This window comes from Curtobacterium sp. MCPF17_003 (assembly GCF_003224385.1).
In the GTDB taxonomy this organism is placed as follows: Bacteria; Actinomycetota; Actinomycetes; order Actinomycetales; family Microbacteriaceae; genus Curtobacterium; species Curtobacterium flaccumfaciens.
Genome location: NZ_QKLC01000010.1, coordinates 132,329 through 146,536 on the forward strand (window position 1 = coordinate 132,329; position 14,208 = coordinate 146,536).

General features: G+C 72.4%; 14 protein-coding genes and 1 riboswitch. Of the genes, 3 read left to right on the forward strand and 11 right to left on the reverse strand.

Annotation, left to right across the window (positions count from 1 at the left end):
* Nucleotides 1-46: 46 nt before the first annotated feature.
* On the reverse strand, nt 47-1,018 hold the full coding sequence (locus DEJ30_RS11730; RefSeq protein ID WP_181420115.1) for a carbohydrate kinase family protein: 972 nt from the start codon (nt 1,016-1,018) through the stop codon (nt 47-49).
* A gap of 157 nt (nt 1,019-1,175) precedes the next feature.
* Here DEJ30_RS11730 and DEJ30_RS11735 point away from each other — a divergent pair, with 157 nt between their 5' ends.
* Complete coding sequence (locus DEJ30_RS11735; protein WP_110861604.1) at nt 1,176-1,793, forward strand: TetR/AcrR family transcriptional regulator; 618 nt, start codon at nt 1,176-1,178, stop codon at nt 1,791-1,793.
* Nucleotides 1,794-1,902: 109 nt separating this feature from the next.
* Here the strand turns inward: DEJ30_RS11735 and DEJ30_RS11740 are convergent, their stop codons facing one another.
* From DEJ30_RS11740 to DEJ30_RS11760, 5 genes are all read right to left on the reverse strand, one after another.
* Nucleotides 1,903-2,517 carry a superoxide dismutase gene (locus tag DEJ30_RS11740; RefSeq protein WP_027466323.1) on the reverse strand — a complete coding sequence of 205 codons (615 nt, stop codon included), beginning with the start codon at nt 2,515-2,517 and terminating at the stop codon, nt 1,903-1,905.
* A 44-nt stretch (nt 2,518-2,561) separates the two neighbouring features.
* Nucleotides 2,562-3,071, reverse strand: coding sequence for a flavin reductase family protein (locus tag DEJ30_RS11745; RefSeq protein WP_027466322.1), 510 nt, complete (start codon nt 3,069-3,071; stop codon nt 2,562-2,564).
* A 221-nt stretch (nt 3,072-3,292) separates the two neighbouring features.
* Nucleotides 3,293-4,816 (reverse strand): MFS transporter, encoded by a 1,524-nt coding sequence (locus DEJ30_RS11750; RefSeq protein WP_027466321.1) that lies wholly within the window; start codon nt 4,814-4,816, stop codon nt 3,293-3,295.
* Nucleotides 4,817-5,026: 210 nt separating this feature from the next.
* Complete coding sequence (locus DEJ30_RS11755) at nt 5,027-6,034, reverse strand: LacI family DNA-binding transcriptional regulator (protein ID WP_110861606.1); 1,008 nt, start codon at nt 6,032-6,034, stop codon at nt 5,027-5,029.
* Complete coding sequence (locus DEJ30_RS11760; RefSeq protein ID WP_110861608.1) at nt 6,013-8,049, reverse strand: aldo/keto reductase; 2,037 nt, start codon at nt 8,047-8,049, stop codon at nt 6,013-6,015. Before DEJ30_RS11760 ends, DEJ30_RS11755 begins: the two co-directional genes overlap by 22 nt.
* Nucleotides 8,050-8,204: 155 nt before the next feature.
* Between DEJ30_RS11760 and DEJ30_RS11765 the strand changes: the two genes are divergently transcribed.
* On the forward strand, nt 8,205-8,753 hold the full coding sequence (locus DEJ30_RS11765; protein ID WP_027466318.1) for a TetR/AcrR family transcriptional regulator: 549 nt from the start codon (nt 8,205-8,207) through the stop codon (nt 8,751-8,753).
* A gap of 66 nt (nt 8,754-8,819) precedes the next feature.
* Nucleotides 8,820-8,990, forward strand: a complete 171-nt coding sequence (locus DEJ30_RS18205; RefSeq protein ID WP_017888559.1) for a hypothetical protein — start codon at nt 8,820-8,822, stop codon at nt 8,988-8,990.
* Between the two features lie 111 nt (nt 8,991-9,101).
* On the opposite strand, the gene ribH is transcribed toward DEJ30_RS18205, so the two are convergent.
* From ribH to DEJ30_RS18210, 5 genes are all read right to left on the reverse strand, one after another.
* Complete coding sequence (gene ribH, locus DEJ30_RS11770) at nt 9,102-9,581, reverse strand: 6,7-dimethyl-8-ribityllumazine synthase (RefSeq protein WP_110861610.1); 480 nt, start codon at nt 9,579-9,581, stop codon at nt 9,102-9,104.
* A complete protein-coding gene (gene ribB / locus DEJ30_RS11775) occupies nt 9,578-10,267 on the reverse strand; it encodes a 3,4-dihydroxy-2-butanone-4-phosphate synthase (protein ID WP_110861612.1) in 690 nt (229 codons plus the stop codon). The genes ribH and ribB overlap by 4 nt, the downstream gene beginning before the upstream one ends.
* The gene (locus DEJ30_RS11780) at nt 10,267-10,920 is read right to left on the reverse strand and encodes a riboflavin synthase (protein WP_071247477.1); all 654 of its coding nucleotides are present in this window, start codon (nt 10,918-10,920) and stop codon (nt 10,267-10,269) included. The genes ribB and DEJ30_RS11780 overlap by 1 nt, the downstream gene beginning before the upstream one ends.
* A 94-nt stretch (nt 10,921-11,014) precedes the next feature.
* Nucleotides 11,015-11,149, reverse strand: a riboswitch (FMN riboswitch).
* A 300-nt stretch (nt 11,150-11,449) separates the two neighbouring features.
* Nucleotides 11,450-13,312, reverse strand: coding sequence for a hypothetical protein (locus DEJ30_RS11785; RefSeq protein ID WP_110861614.1), 1,863 nt, complete (start codon nt 13,310-13,312; stop codon nt 11,450-11,452).
* Between the two features lie 87 nt (nt 13,313-13,399).
* Nucleotides 13,400-14,208 (reverse strand): hypothetical protein (locus DEJ30_RS18210; RefSeq protein WP_181420116.1); only part of this gene is annotated, 809 nt, incomplete at its 5' end.

The following is a 14,208-nucleotide window of genomic DNA, read 5'->3' on the forward strand; positions in this document are numbered from 1 at the left end:
CCCGACGGAGCGCCGACCCGGGAGTGCCGACCGAGAACCCGTCGGCTCAGACCGGCGGTCGACCGCCCACGAAGCCGAGTGCCCGCGCGGCGACCCGGGTGCCCTCGCGGGCTGCCGCACCGACGCGGACCGGATCCGTCGCCCACGCACGGACGAACCCGGCGACGAACGCGTCCCCGGCCCCGATGGTGTCGACGACGGTCGCCGGTGTCGCGGGGACCCGGTGGACGCTACGGCCCCGGCGTCCGATGAGCGCGCCGTCGGCGCCGGCCGTGACGACGACCAGTGGGACGTGCTCCGTCAGCCGCCGCACCGCGGTGTCGAGGTCGTCGCCCCCGGCGAGGGCGAGCGCCTCGTGCTGGTCGGGGAAGAGCACGTCGACGCCCCGCAGGGCCTGGAGGAACCGGTCGGCGCCGATCGTCTCGATCACCGCCACCGACGAGGGGTCCACCGCCACGCGCGCCGGCCCCGTCCGGGCGCACGCCACCAGGTCGGCGAGCCGATCGGCCCCGCCGCCGAGCATGGCGGCCCCGGTCAGGTGCACGATGTCGGCGCGGGCGACCACCGACGGCGGGACGTCGGCGGCGCTGATCTTCCCGCTCGCGGCGGGGTCGGACATCGCGGTGCGACCGTGGTCGTTGCGGACCGAGACGACGACCCCGGTGGACGTCATCGCGTCGTAACGGAGGTGGGCACGGACCCCGGCGTCCTCGAGCGCGCGCTCGTGGCGGTACACGTCGTCGACCCCCACCCTGGCGACGACGTCGACCTCGGCCCCGAGCCAGCCGAGCCAGGTGGCCGTGTTGCCACCGGCGCCGGTCGGTCGGTGGCGGATCTCCGCGGCGGGGTCGTGCACCCCGATCCGGTGTGCGGTGGTGTGCACGAGGACACCGTCCAGGACGTCGCCGACGACCAGGAAGCGTTTTCCGGCGCCACGACGGCGGCCCGTGACCACCCGTCCGGCGCGGGTCCCCTCGGGCCGGGACGGCGGCGGAGCGCCCTCGTACGGCATGGACATCCGCAACAGTGTACCGGTAGCCGAGTTTTTCTCCGTTTCTATCGGTGAAAACGGAGGGTTCGCGGAGAGATCACACACGACGGCCCATGGTGCCAGTGATATACCGGCTGCTAGTATGTGGGCGGTCGCGCGACCACGCCCCAACGATGGAGATGCCATGCCCAGGAAGCCCGACCCCACCCGCAAACCCGCGATCCTCGAGAAGGTCGTCGACCACTTCGTCGAGACCAAGATCGAGGACGTCACGGTCCGGGGCCTCGGCCGCGTGCTCGGGACGAGCGCCTACCCGGTCGTCTACCACTTCGGCTCGCGCGAAGCCCTGATCGACTCCGTCGTCGAACATTTGGCGGCCTCACGGCCGGTGGCGACGCTCGACCCCGGCGCCGACGCGGACGCCCTCGCCGATCACCTGGTCGCGGCCTTCGGCGGGCTCGACGATCCGCACCGCGCGTTGGCCGCGCGACTCACCTTCGAACTCGGGTCGGTCGAGTCCCTCGACGGGCGCGACCGCCAGCGCCGCGCGCACCGCTGCCACCTGGCGGCCATCCGGGCGTGGTGCCGGGCGCACGGTGCCGACCCCGTCCTCGCCGAACGCGCGGCCCAGAACACGGTGATGGCCGCCCGCGGAGCCCAGTGGAGCGCGCTCGTCGACCGCGCGCACACCGAGGCCGACGCCGCACTGCGTCGCATCGCCCACGACCTCGCTTCGAGCACGACCGACCCCGACCGCGCGCTGAGCGCGAACGCGATCGACAACCGGTCGCGAACCCGATGACGGCGTGCGGTCCGGAACGGCACCCGGACCACGAACGGGAGGCACGGTGCCAGCTGGCACCGTGCCTCCCGTTCGTCAGGTGGTCACCGTGGTGACCCGCCGACGCTGATCAGAGCGTGACGAACCGCTGCGACTTCGCGTTCTCGAAACGAGCGGCGACGTTCTCCCAGTCGACGATGTTCCAGACGGCCTTGACGTAGTCCGCCTTGACGTTCAGGTAGTCGAGGTAGAAGGCGTGCTCCCACATGTCGAGCATGAAGATCGGGACGAGACCGAACGGGATGTTGCCCTGCTGGTCGAAGAGCTGGAACGTGGTGAGCTTCTGGCCCACGGTGTCCCAGGCCAGCACGGACCAACCGGAGCCCTGGATGCCGTTCGCGACGGCGGCGAACTGTGCCTGGAACTTCTCGAACGAACCGAAGAACTCGTCGATCGCCGCGGCGAGCTCGCCCTCGGGGACCTTCGTGTCCGGGCCGAGGTTGGTCCAGAAGATCGAGTGGTTCACGTGGCCACCGAGGTGGAACGCAAGGTCCTTCTCGAGCTTGTTGATCGCACCGAAGTTGCCGGACTCGCGGGCCTCACCGAGCTGCTGCAGCGCGGTGTTGGCACCGGTCACGTAGGCCTGGTGGTGCTTGTCGTGGTGCAGCTGCATGATCTTGCCGCTGATGTGCGGCTCGAGCGCGGCGTAGTCGTACGGCAGTTCCGGCAGGGTGTACTCAGCCATGTGAGGTCCTTTCGATCAGTGGGTTGTGGACGCGGCTCCGCGGCTCACGAGAGCCGGGAACGATCGGTGAGGGAGTGGAATTCCCGGTTGTGGTAGACCAGCGGCTCGCCGCGGTCGGCGCCGACGATGATGTCGAGCACCTCGGCCACGACGACGGTCGAGCTGCCGATGGGCGTCGTCGACAGCGGTCGGCAGCGGAGTGCACTCGCCGCACTCGGCAGGTAGCGGTCGCCGGACGGCAGGGTGCCCCAGATCGGGTCATCGGCGGCCGGGCTGCCGGTCGAGGCGAAGCGCTTGGCGAGTGCGACCCCGAGGGAGTCGACCAGGTGCACGACGAACAGCGGCGCACCGAGCACGACCCCGGCCGAGCCGGAGTTCGTCGAGAGCGAGAAGACCAGCACGGGCGGGTCGACGGCCACGCTCGCGACGCTCGAGGCGGTGAGGCCGGTCGGTCCGTCCGGGCCTTCGGCCGTGATGACGGCGACGCCGGCAGGGTGCCCGCGGAAGGCGGACTTGTACGCGTCGGCGATGGTTGCCGGTGCTTCGTCGGGCATGGTGATCGTGGTCGTTCCTTCGGGAGGGGCTGCCGTCACTCGGCGGCTGCCACCCAACGTATGACCTGAACCCTGGTTGAGGTCAACGATTCACAGGTTCGGGCGCGGCGGGCGCGCCGTGGCGGCACTTCGTGAGCAGGAATGGTCGGGTCACGCACGGCGACCCGACCATTCCTGCTCACGAAGCGCAGCTCGCGCCCGCAGTGCGCCCGCTCAACCGCTCAGCGGCGCTTGAGCATGACGAGCGCACCCGCGGCCGCCACCACCATGAGCACCGCGGCGACGCCCGCCGTGATCGTCACGCCGGAGTCGAAGGCCGCCCGTGCGGACTCGAGCAGCACCTGCCCGGCGCTGCCGCCGAGCTGCCCCGCCGCGGCGACCGCGCCGCCGAGGGTCTCCTGCGCCGCGACGTGCGCGGCCGAGGACAACCCGTCGGGCACCACGACGTGCGCCCGGTAGGTCGTCGCCAGGATCGTCCCGAGCACCGCGGTACCGAGCACGGCGCCGATCTCGTACGCCGTCTCCGACATCGCCGACGCCGCACCCGCCTTGTCCGCCGGAGCCGTCGAGATGATGAGGTCGTTCGTCACGGTCTCGGACGCCCCGATCCCGATGCCGAGCAGCACGAACGCGAACGCCAGCGCGGCGATGGAGGCGTGGTGCCCGAGGACCGCGACGAGGGCGTACGCCGCCGCCGAGAACAGCAGCGCGACCGACACGACCCAGCGCGGAGCGACACGCGCCACGATCGGCACGACCGCGAGCCCGGCGACGATGGTCAGGACCGACCCCGGGATGAGGACGACGCCGGACGCGAACGGGTCGAGTCCGGCCACGAGCTGCAGGTGCTGGGCGATGAAGAACAGGAACCCGGTGAGCGAGAACATCGCCGCCAGGTTCATCAGCACGCTGCCCGTGAAGGCCGTGCTGCGGAACAGCCGCAGGTCGAGCATCGGCGTGCGGGACCGCAGCTGCCGACGGACGAACGCGATGCCGCACACGACACCGACCGCGAGCATGGCGATCGCGAGGCCGCGCTCCTCGGGGTGCACGACCGACTTGATGGCCCAGGCGATCGGTGCGAGGGCGCCGAGGGACAGGAACATGCTCGGCAGGTCGACCGGCCCGGGCATCGGGTCGCGGGACTCCGGCACGCAGAACGGCACACCGACGAGCATGAGCACGAGGATCGGCACCGCGACGAGGAACACGCTGCCCCAGTGGAAGTGCGCGAGCAGCGCGCCGCCGACGAGCGGGCCGAGCGCGTTGCCGGCCGCGAACATCGTCGACCAGACGGCGAGCGCCATCCGCCGCTCCCCCGCGTCCACGAACACGTTGCGGATGATCGAGAGCGTGGCGGGCATGAGCATCGCGCCGAACACGCCCATCGCGATCCGGGCCGCGACGAGCATCCAGGCGTCGGTTGCGAAGGCCGCGGCCACCGAGAACAGGGCGAAGCCGGTCGCGCCGATCACCAGGATCCGCCGTCGGCCGATGCGGTCACCGATGCTGCCCATCACGACGAGCAGGCCGGCGAGCACCAGCGGGTACGCGTCCACGATCCAGAGCTGCGTGGTGGCGTCCGGGTTCAGCGCGCGGCTGATCGACGGCAGCGCGAAGCTCAGGATGGTGTTGTCGACCGAGATGAGCAGGACCGGCAGCATGAGCACGGCGAGCGCCAGGAACCGTCGGGCGCGGCTCCCGGTGACGCGGGTGGCGACGGGACTGGTGAGCAGTGCGGACACGGCGGACTCCTGGGACTTCGAGCCGGACCAGGTCGACGGCTGGTGGTACGTGGGGCAGACGAGACGGGACGCGGGATGGACACGCGCCCCGTCAGGACTCCGTTAGTGTACCGTCCGGACGGTTTTGGTTGCAAATGCAACTGATGGCCGGGAGGCCCGTGTCGATCCCGCCACGGGCCTTGCGTCGATCCGCTGGTCGCGTTGTCGGGCCTACGCCGATTCGCGGAGCAGCAACCGGTGTCGCACCGTGCGCTCGACGGCTGCGCCCGAGCGCGGCAGCTCGCCCGCCAGCATGCCGAGCGCCAGGTCGAGGGCCTGGTCGGCGACCTCGTCGAGGTCGACGGCCAGCGTGGTGAGCGTCGGCGCGACGAGCGTCCCGAGCGGCAGGCCGTCGACGCCGACCACGCGGACGTCACCGGGGACGTCGACGCCGGCACGACGGCAGGCCGACAGCACGCCGAGGGCCAGCACGTCGTTGAACGCCAGGACCGCGTCCACCCGGCGGTGCTCGGCGAGGATCCGCTCGGTCTGTCCGGCGCCGGCCTCGGCGGTGGGCGCGGACGCGATGACGAGGTCTGGCAGGTACCCGCGACGCCGGAGTGCCGCGACCATGTGCGCCCCGCGCTGGCTCGGCACACCGTCGGCGGCGGCGTCGAGCACGACGGGGTGCTTCACCCCGACGTCGACGAGGTGGTCGGCGAGGTCCTCGATCGCGGCGGTCGGGTCGATCCGGACCGCGGCGCGGGTCACCGGCCCCGAGGGGTCGAGCTCGACGACCGGGACCGAGCCGAGCCGTTCGATCCACTCCGGCGCTCGGGACCCGAGGTAGCCGATCACGACGTCGGTCTGGGCGCCGAGGGACTCGACCATCCGGTCCGAGTCACTCGCGAGCCCGACGTCGGCGAGCATGACGTTCCACCCGCGGGCGGCGGCCAGGCCGAGCACCGCGGATGCGAGTGCCGGTGCGTAGGGGTTCCGCAGGTCGTTGACGACGAGCCCGAGCTGGTGGTCGCCACCCGTGACGAGCCCGCGGCCGAACCGTGACGGACGGTAGTCGAGCGCAGCCGCGGCCTGGAGCACGCGGTCCTTGGTCGCCGCGCTGATGCCGGACATGCCGTTCATCGCGCGGGTGACGGTCTGCCGGGACACCCCGGCGGCCGCGGCGACGTCGATGATCGTCGCGCGGCCGCCCGGGGTCAGGCGCGGAGGTCCAGCCATGCCACCTGTTCCGGGGAGAGGTCGACGGAGAGGCCGGTCATGGACGACCGGGCCTCCGCGATCGTACGGGGTCCGAAGAGCGGGAACGTCGGGAACGGCTGGTTGAGCACGTACGCCAGCGCGATCGCCGTCGCAGGGACGCCGAACTGCTCGCCGAGTTCGCGCGCACGCCGGAGCCGCTCGAAGTTGTCGTCCGAGTAGTAGCAGCGGACGAGTTCGGCGTCGCTGGTGTCCTCGGGCGTCGCGCGGCCGGTGAAGAACCCGCGGGCCTGCGACGACCACGGCAGCAGCGGGACCTGGCGTTCCTCGAGCCAGGCCTTCGATGCCGCATCGGTCGCGTGTTCGCAGCCGTCCCACGGCACGTCGTACGCCTCGGCGAGACCGAAGTGGTTGCTGAGCACCTCGAACCCGTGCTTGCCGTTGGCCCGTGCGTAGGCGTTCGCCTCGTCGAACCGCGCGGGGGTCCAGTTCGAGCCGCCGTACACGCGGATGCGCCCGGCTCGGCGGTGCTCGTCGAGCACGTCGACGAACTCCCCCACCGGGATGTCGGGGTTGTCGCGGTGCATCATGTAGATGTCCGCGTAGTCGGTGCCCTGGCGCTCGAGGCTCTCGAGCAGCTGCCGGGTGATCGACTCCGGGTCACAGTACGGGGTGTGGGCGCCCTTCGTGATGACGACCACGTCCTCGCGGATCCCCCGGTTCTGGATCCACCTGCCGAGCCGGCCCTCGAGCACACCGCCGCCGTAGATGTACCCGGTGTCGAACACGTTGCCGCCCTGCTCGACGAACAGGTCGAAGATCGCGCTGGCGTGGGCCAGGTCGGGCTGGTTGTCGACACCCATCACCAGGCGGGACATCCGCTTGCCGACGCCCGGCACCTCGCCGAAGCGCATCGGGTTGCCGTCCTGCACGGTGAGCGGTCGGCCGGACACCGTCGGGATGTCGGCGGTCTCGGCCTCGAAGGGGTAGCGCAGGCCGATCGCCGCGCGCCACCTGTCGAGCGTGCGGGCGGTGGCAAGGGTCTCGTCGATGGTCATCCGCGCCGCTTCGACCCCGCCGGCACGCAGGGCGTCGGTGGTGGCGTCGGCTTCTCGGGCGTAGGGGTGCTCACCCGCGAACGACAGCGAGCGAGGGGGTTCGTCGACGGTGTGGATCTCGATGGTGGGGTCCTCGCCGAGGGTCCACGGGTCGGTGAGCGCGATGCGACCGCGCGAGCCGTACACCGACACGGCGTTGTCGTCCTGCACGAAGACGCCGGTCCGGACCGTCGCCGTGATCCCGCCCTTGTAGGCGAGCTGCGCGACCGTCCACTCGTCGACCCCGGTCGGCCCGAGCGTGCCCGTGGCGGTGAGGTCCGCCGGCTCGGCGACGGCGACCCCGGTGGCGGCCTGCACGATCGCCGCGGCCATCGTCACCGGGTACCCGCCGACGTCGAGGATCCCGCCGCCGGCGGTGTCGACGTCGAACAGGCGACCGGTGCGCTCGCCCGTCCGGAAGGCGAACGAGGCGTCGACGTGGGTCACGTCGCCGATCACGCCGTCGCGGACCAGGTCGAGCAGCGCCGCGGTCTGCGGGTGGAAGCGGTACATGAACGCCTCGACGAGCGGCAGGCCGGACCGGCGTGCGGCGTCGGTGAGCGCCATCGCGGTGCCGTGGTTGACGGCGAGGGGCTTCTCGCAGAGGACGGCCTTGCCGGCCTCGAGTGCGGCGAGCACGAGTCGGGCGTGCCCGGTGTGCACGGTCGACACGTAGACGGCGTCCACCCGCGGGTCGGCGAGGACCTCGTCGTAGGTACCGGCGGTCACGTCGGCGAACCCGAACCCGGCGGCCTCGTCGGCGAAGACCTGCGCCCGCTCGGCGGACGAACTGCCGGCCGCGACCAGGACGCCCCCGCTGGCGGGCAGCTGCGAGAGGAAGCGTCGGGCGATGCCGCCGGGGCCGAGGACGGCCCACCCGGGGCGGTCGGTGGTGGTCGAGCTCGGGGTGGTGGCGGTGTTCGCCGTCTGCGCTGACATGCGGATCCTTGTCGTCTCGTGAACCTTCACGGTCGGCTCGACGCTAGCCGGTGCGGGAGGGATGAGCAATGGTCCTGCGGCGGTTCGTGAGCGTTCACGGCGACCACGGAGGAGCTGGCGTCCGCGCCCCCCGGAACTGCTCCTAGACTCTCGGCATGGCCAGTGCCCGCGACCGTGTCCTCGACAGCTTCGTCGCCATCGTGTGCGAGGAAGGCGAGCGTCCCGCCACGCTCGACGCCGTCGCCGCGCGCGCCGGTGTCTCGAAGGGCGGCCTGCTCTACCACTTCGGCTCCAAGGCCGCCCTGGTCGAGGGGCTCTGCGAACGGCTGTCGGACCTGTCCGCGATCGACGTCGAGCGCATGCAGGAGGCCGAGGACGGCGCCGCGCGCTACTTCGTCCGCAACTGCCTGTTCGTCGGCAGCGAGCTGGACCTCGCCCTGCTCGCCGCGAGCCGCCTGCAGCAGGCCGGCTACGAAGAGGCCGGACGCACCCTCGACGACACCGAGAACGCCTGGCTCGCGACCCTCGTCGACGCCCTCGGTGACGAGCCGACCGCGCAGGCCGTCAAACTCCTCGGCGACGGGCTGTACCACCAGGCCTCACTCGGTGCCGCGAGCGAGGTGCGACCGAAGCGGGGCAGCGTCGACATGGAGACCCTGCTCACCGTCGTCGACCGTCTGATCGCGACGCGACCGGGAGCGTGAACCGGCACACCCCCGGCTGGGGATAGACTGGGGAACGATCCACTCGTCGACACCCGGAGGTATCCCGTGGGCCGCGTCATCGCCGCTGTTTTCTCGATCCTGCTGCTGCTGGTGTCGATGTACCTGTTCGGGTTCGCCTTCCAGGTCGAGTCGGGCCAGGCCTTCGTCTTCATGGCCGGCGTGCTCCTGATGAGCCTCTCCTTCTTCCTGCCGATCCACGTGTTCGGCAAGCGTTAGGCAGCAAGCACAGCTACTGGCTAGCGAGCACAGCCGCTCGCCGGTCCGTGCAGACAGAACGGCCCCGCACCTCACCGGTGCGGGGCCGTTCTGCGTGGGGCGTCCGGCGGCTCAGACCAGGACGCGCAGGGACCGCAGCGTCACCGCGGTGCTGATCGCCGCGTGCGCGGCCTCGGCACCCTTGTCCTCCTTGGAGTCGGGCAGCCCGGCGCGGTCGAGCCCCTGCTGCTCGTCGTCCAGCGTGAGCACACCGAACCCGACGGGCTTGCCGGTGTCGATCGCGACCTGCGTCAGGCCACTCGTCGCCGCGCCCGACACGTACTCGAAGTGCGGGGTGCCGCCGCGGATGATGACGCCGAGCGCGACCACCGCGTCGAAACCGGCCTCGAGCGCGGTCTTCGCGACCACGGGGAGCTCGAAGCTGCCGGGGACGGGGATCACGTCGGCCGTCGCCCCGAGGCGCTCGACCTCACGCTCCGCCCCGGCCAGCAGGCCCGCGGCGATGGTGTCGTGCCACTGTCCGGCGATGATGGCCACCCGGATCCCGGTGCCGTCGACCTGGTCGCGGTCCGCCGCGCCTGCTCCGCTCATCGTGTCGTTCCTTCCGTGGGCGCTGCGGTCGCTGCCGCCGCCCGGTCTGCCGCGTCCAGCCACTCGGCGAGCGCGGCGATGGTGATGACGGGCACGCCCTCGCGTGCCCCGAGTGCGACGAGTGCCGGCAGCCGCATCATGCTGCCGTCCTCGTCGACGATCTCGCAGATCGCCGCAGCGGGCCGGAGACCGGCCGCGGTGACGAGCTCGATCGCTGCTTCGGTGTGCCCGGCGCGCTCGCGGACCCCGCCCGGTCGTGCACGCAGGGGCACCACGTGTCCGGGTCGGTGCAGGTCGTCACGCACCGAGGTCGGGTCGGCGAGGACCCGCAGCGTGCGGGCGCGGTCGTGGGCGCTGATGCCCGTGGTCACGCCGACGGCCGCGTCGACCGTGACCGTGTAGGCCGTGCCGCGGACGTCCTCGTTGTGCGCCACCATCGGCGGCAGGTCGAGGGCGTCGGCGATCTCGGTGCTGACCGGCGCGCAGATGAACCCCGACGAGTGCGCGACGGTCCAGGCGATCCACTCCGGCGAGGCGAGCTCGGCGGACAGGATGACGTCGCCCTCGTTCTCACGGTCCTCGTCGTCGACGACGATCACGGGGCGGCCGGCCGCGACCGACGCGACCGCGGTCTCGATGCTCGACAACCCGAGTGCCTGCGGGACGGCACCGACCTCGGCGACCATCACCGGGCCTCCGATCCGACGGTCTCGAGCGACTGCGCCGCGGCGTCGAGCCGCAGCATGCGGCGGACGTGCCGTGCCAGGACGTCGGTCTCGACGTTGACCCGGTCACCCGGCACGCGGAGTCCCAGCGTCGTCGCCTCGAGCGTCTCGGGGATCAGGCTCACCTCGAACCAGGCCGCGTCGGGCGCGGTGTCCTCTGGCGAGACCGCGCTGACCGTGAGCGACACGCCGTCGAGCGCGATCGAGCCCTTGTCGACCACGAGCGGGCTGAGCGCCGGCGCGAGCGAGAACCGCACGCGCCGCCAGCCGTCACCGTCGGCCGTCTCGAGCACGGTGGCGGTGCCGTCGATGTGGCCCTGCACGATGTGCCCGCCGAGGCGGTCGCCCACCGAGGCGGCACGTTCGAGGTTCAGGCGGTCCCCCACCCGGAGCGCGCCGTGGGCGCTCATGTCGAGGGTCTGCTTCATGACGAAGGCGGTGAAGGTCTCGGGGGTCTGCTCGACGACGGTCAGGCAGACACCGCTCGTCGCGATCGAGTCGCCGTGCCGGGCGTCCTGCACGACGACGGGGCCGTGGACGGTGAGCGCGACGGAGTCGCCCTGCTGCTCGACGGCGGTGACGGTGCCGAGTTCCTCGATGATGCCGGTGAACACTGGTGTCCTCTCAACGGGACTCCGGGGGCGTTCGACGATCGTCGGCATCGACGGACGGGTCGCACACCACGGGTCGTGGGGTCGTCCTGTCCGCCCAGCGCGCCTCCCATCCGGACTTTCACCGTCGGTCCCGGAATCCCACCGGGTCAACCTCTGTCGGATTCGCACCCGTCATCAGTTCGTGGACTATCACCACCGGCTCGGAATTACACCGACCCCGGAGCGCTTGCGTAGTCGGAACGATACCCCAGGCCGCTGACGGCTGCGTCGTTCTGCTCCCCCGGCCGTCACGGGGCGTCGCACCGTCGGCGCTTTGTGCGCATCAGGTGCACCGGCATGTTCCGACAGAGCACTCGTCGATCGACTGGTGTCCTGTCGAACCATGCACGCACATCCGATGCGTGGGCATCTTCCGACGAAGCACGCGTCGATCGACCCGCGTTCCGTCGCGACATGCACACGCGTGCTTCCCCGGGCGGCGTGACGACGAGGGGCGCCGCGGGTGCGGCGTCCCTCGTCGACCTGTCGGTCAGTGCCGGCGACGGAGCACGAGCGTGCCCGCTCCGGCGAGGAGCAGCAGGAGCGCGAACCCGACGGGCAGGACCGGCGAGCCGGCTCCCGTGTACGCGAGCTCCGGCTGGCCGTCACCGGCCGCGGCGGCTGCCGCGACGGTCCCGGCGCTCGTCCGGACCCCGCTGGTGGCAGCGGTCGTGGTGGTCACCACACCCGCCGTGGAGGCCCGGGTCGGCTCGACGACGCCGACCACGTCCACCGGGGTGGTCGCCGTGCCGGGCGTGGTGCCGGTGTCGGTGCCCGTCCCGTCGGTGGGGACGGTACCGGGCTCCGTGCCGGGGTCCGTGCCCGGGTCGGTACCGGGGTCCGTGCCGGGGTTGGTACCGGGGTCCGTGCCCGGGTCGGTGCCCGGGTCCGTACCGGGGTCGGTACCGGTGCCCGTGCCCGGGGTGGTGCTGGTGCCGTCACCGACGATGCCGATCCCGTTGCCGCCGATGGTGATCGGCAGGTTGATCACCGGGGTGACCTGGGTGCCGGAGAGCAGGCCGCCGTCGCCGGAGGTCGAACCGCCGGTCGTCGGGGTCGTGGTGCCGGTGGCCGGAGCCGTCGTGCCGCCGGTGCTCGTCCCGTCACCGAGGACGCCGATGCCGTTGCCACCGATCGTGACCGGGATCGAGATCACCGGGGACACCTGCGTGCCAGAAGCCGTGCCGTCCGAACCCGAGGTCGAACCACCGGCCGCCGGAGCGGTACCGGTACCCGTGCCCGCGGCGGGCGCCGTGCCCGTCGCGCTCCCGTCACCGAGGACGCCGATGCCGTTGCCACCGATCGTGACCGGGGTCGAGACCACCGGGGACACCTGCGTGCCCGAAGCCGTGCCGCCCGAACCCGAGGTCGAACCACCGGCCGCCGGAGCAGTACCGGTACCCGTGCCCGCGGCGGGCGCCGTGCCCGTCGCGCTCCCGTCACCGAGGACGCCGATGCCGTTGCCACCGATCGTGACCGGGGTCGAGACCACCGGGGACACCTGCGTGCCCGAAGCCGTGCCGCCCGAACCCGAGGTCGAACCACCGGCCGCCGGAGCAGTACCGGTACCCGTGCCCGCGGCGGGCGCCGTGCCCGTCGCGCTCCCGTCACCGAGGACGCCGATGCCGTTGCCACCGATCGTGACCGGGACGTCGACCAGACCGGTCACCTGGGTGCCGGAGAGCAGTCCGTCGGTGCCCGAGGTGGTGGGCGCCGAGGGGGCTTCGGCAGCCGGCACCGGGGCGGTCGCCGCCGGGGCGGTCGACGTCGAGGTGCCGTCACCGAGGACGCCGATCCCGTTGCCGGACACCGTCACGGGGACGGTCACGGTCGGGGCGACCTGGGTGCCGGAACCGGTGCCGTCCTCGCCCGAGGTGCTCGGAGCGGGAACCGCAGGAGCGGCAGGCGCCGGAGCCGGAGCCGGAGCAGCAGGCGTCGGAGCCGGAGCCGGGGCTGCAGGCGTCGGAGCTGCCGCGGGTACGGCGGCCGAGACCGCGTCACCGGCGACGGCCACCGCGTTGCCGCCGACCGTCACCGGTGCCGCGACGTCCGGCACCACCTGGGTGCCCGAGAGCGTGCCGTCCTCACCCGAGGTGCTGGGGGCAGGAGCGGTCGTGGCCGGAGCCGGAGCGGCGGGCGTGGACCCGGTCGCCGTCGACACTGCGTCACCGAGCACGGCGACGGCGTTGCCGCCGAGGGACACCGGGGCGTCCACGGAAGGGGCCACCTGGGTGCCCGAGACGGTGCCTTCGGCACCGGATGTCGTGGCTGCGTTCGCCGCAGCCGTGCCGCAGAGCGTGAGCCCGCCGACGAAGAGGGCGAACCAGAGCCCTCTGGAGACGTACTTGTTCATGGTCGTACTCCCTGATCGAGATCGTCACCGACCGCGGACGCAGCCGGGATGTGTGCGTGCCTGCCGTGGCGGACAGGCGCACCGATCTCAGTCAGGGGCGACGTCGTGCTCGCCGACGACGGATGCGGGGACCGCGTCGTCGGAGAGCGTGCCGCGAGACCCCGCGGCGAGGGAGACGATGTCGTCGGTCGAGCCGACGATGCCGACGGCTGCTGCGCCGCCGGAGGCCGAGGAGGCGCTGCCACCGAGCACGCCGGCGTCAGCTCCGTCGAACGGGAGCCCGTGGCCCTCGCCGTCCGCGGGGACGAGCAGCGCGTGCCCGCCGAGGGTCGCGTCCTGCGCCTCGACGGCTGCGACGAACGGGCCGACCGTGGCCGTCGTCGCGGCCGCGGCGATCGGCGCCGACGGGCGGAGCCCGGCTGAGCGGTGGCCCACGGCATCGGCGGCGACGGCGCGTGCGGGAGCCGAGGCCCCCTGAGTGGGGACGGTTCCGGGCCGGACGGGTGCGTTCGCGACCGGTACCGACGGGACTGGCCCGGCGGACGGGTTCGAGCCGCCGCCCACCGGGAGCGCGGGGACGTCGACGACGGGGCTCGTGCCTCCTGGCAGGGTGCCGCCGACGGAGGGGACGACGCCCTCGACCACGTCGGGGACGGCGCCCACGGTCGTGCCGACCGAGCCGAGCGTGTCGTCGACCAGGCCCGTGACCGGGCCGGTGACGGTGCCGAGGGTGTCGTCGCCGAGGACCGTGCCGACCACCGGGACGCTGCCGACCACGTCGTCGACGGTGTCGACGACCGCGGTCACGGGGCGCGCGTCGGTGACGCGTTCCACGGTGCCGGTGACGGGGCGCAGGACGTTCGCGACGGTGTCGGTGCTGTCTCTTATACACATCT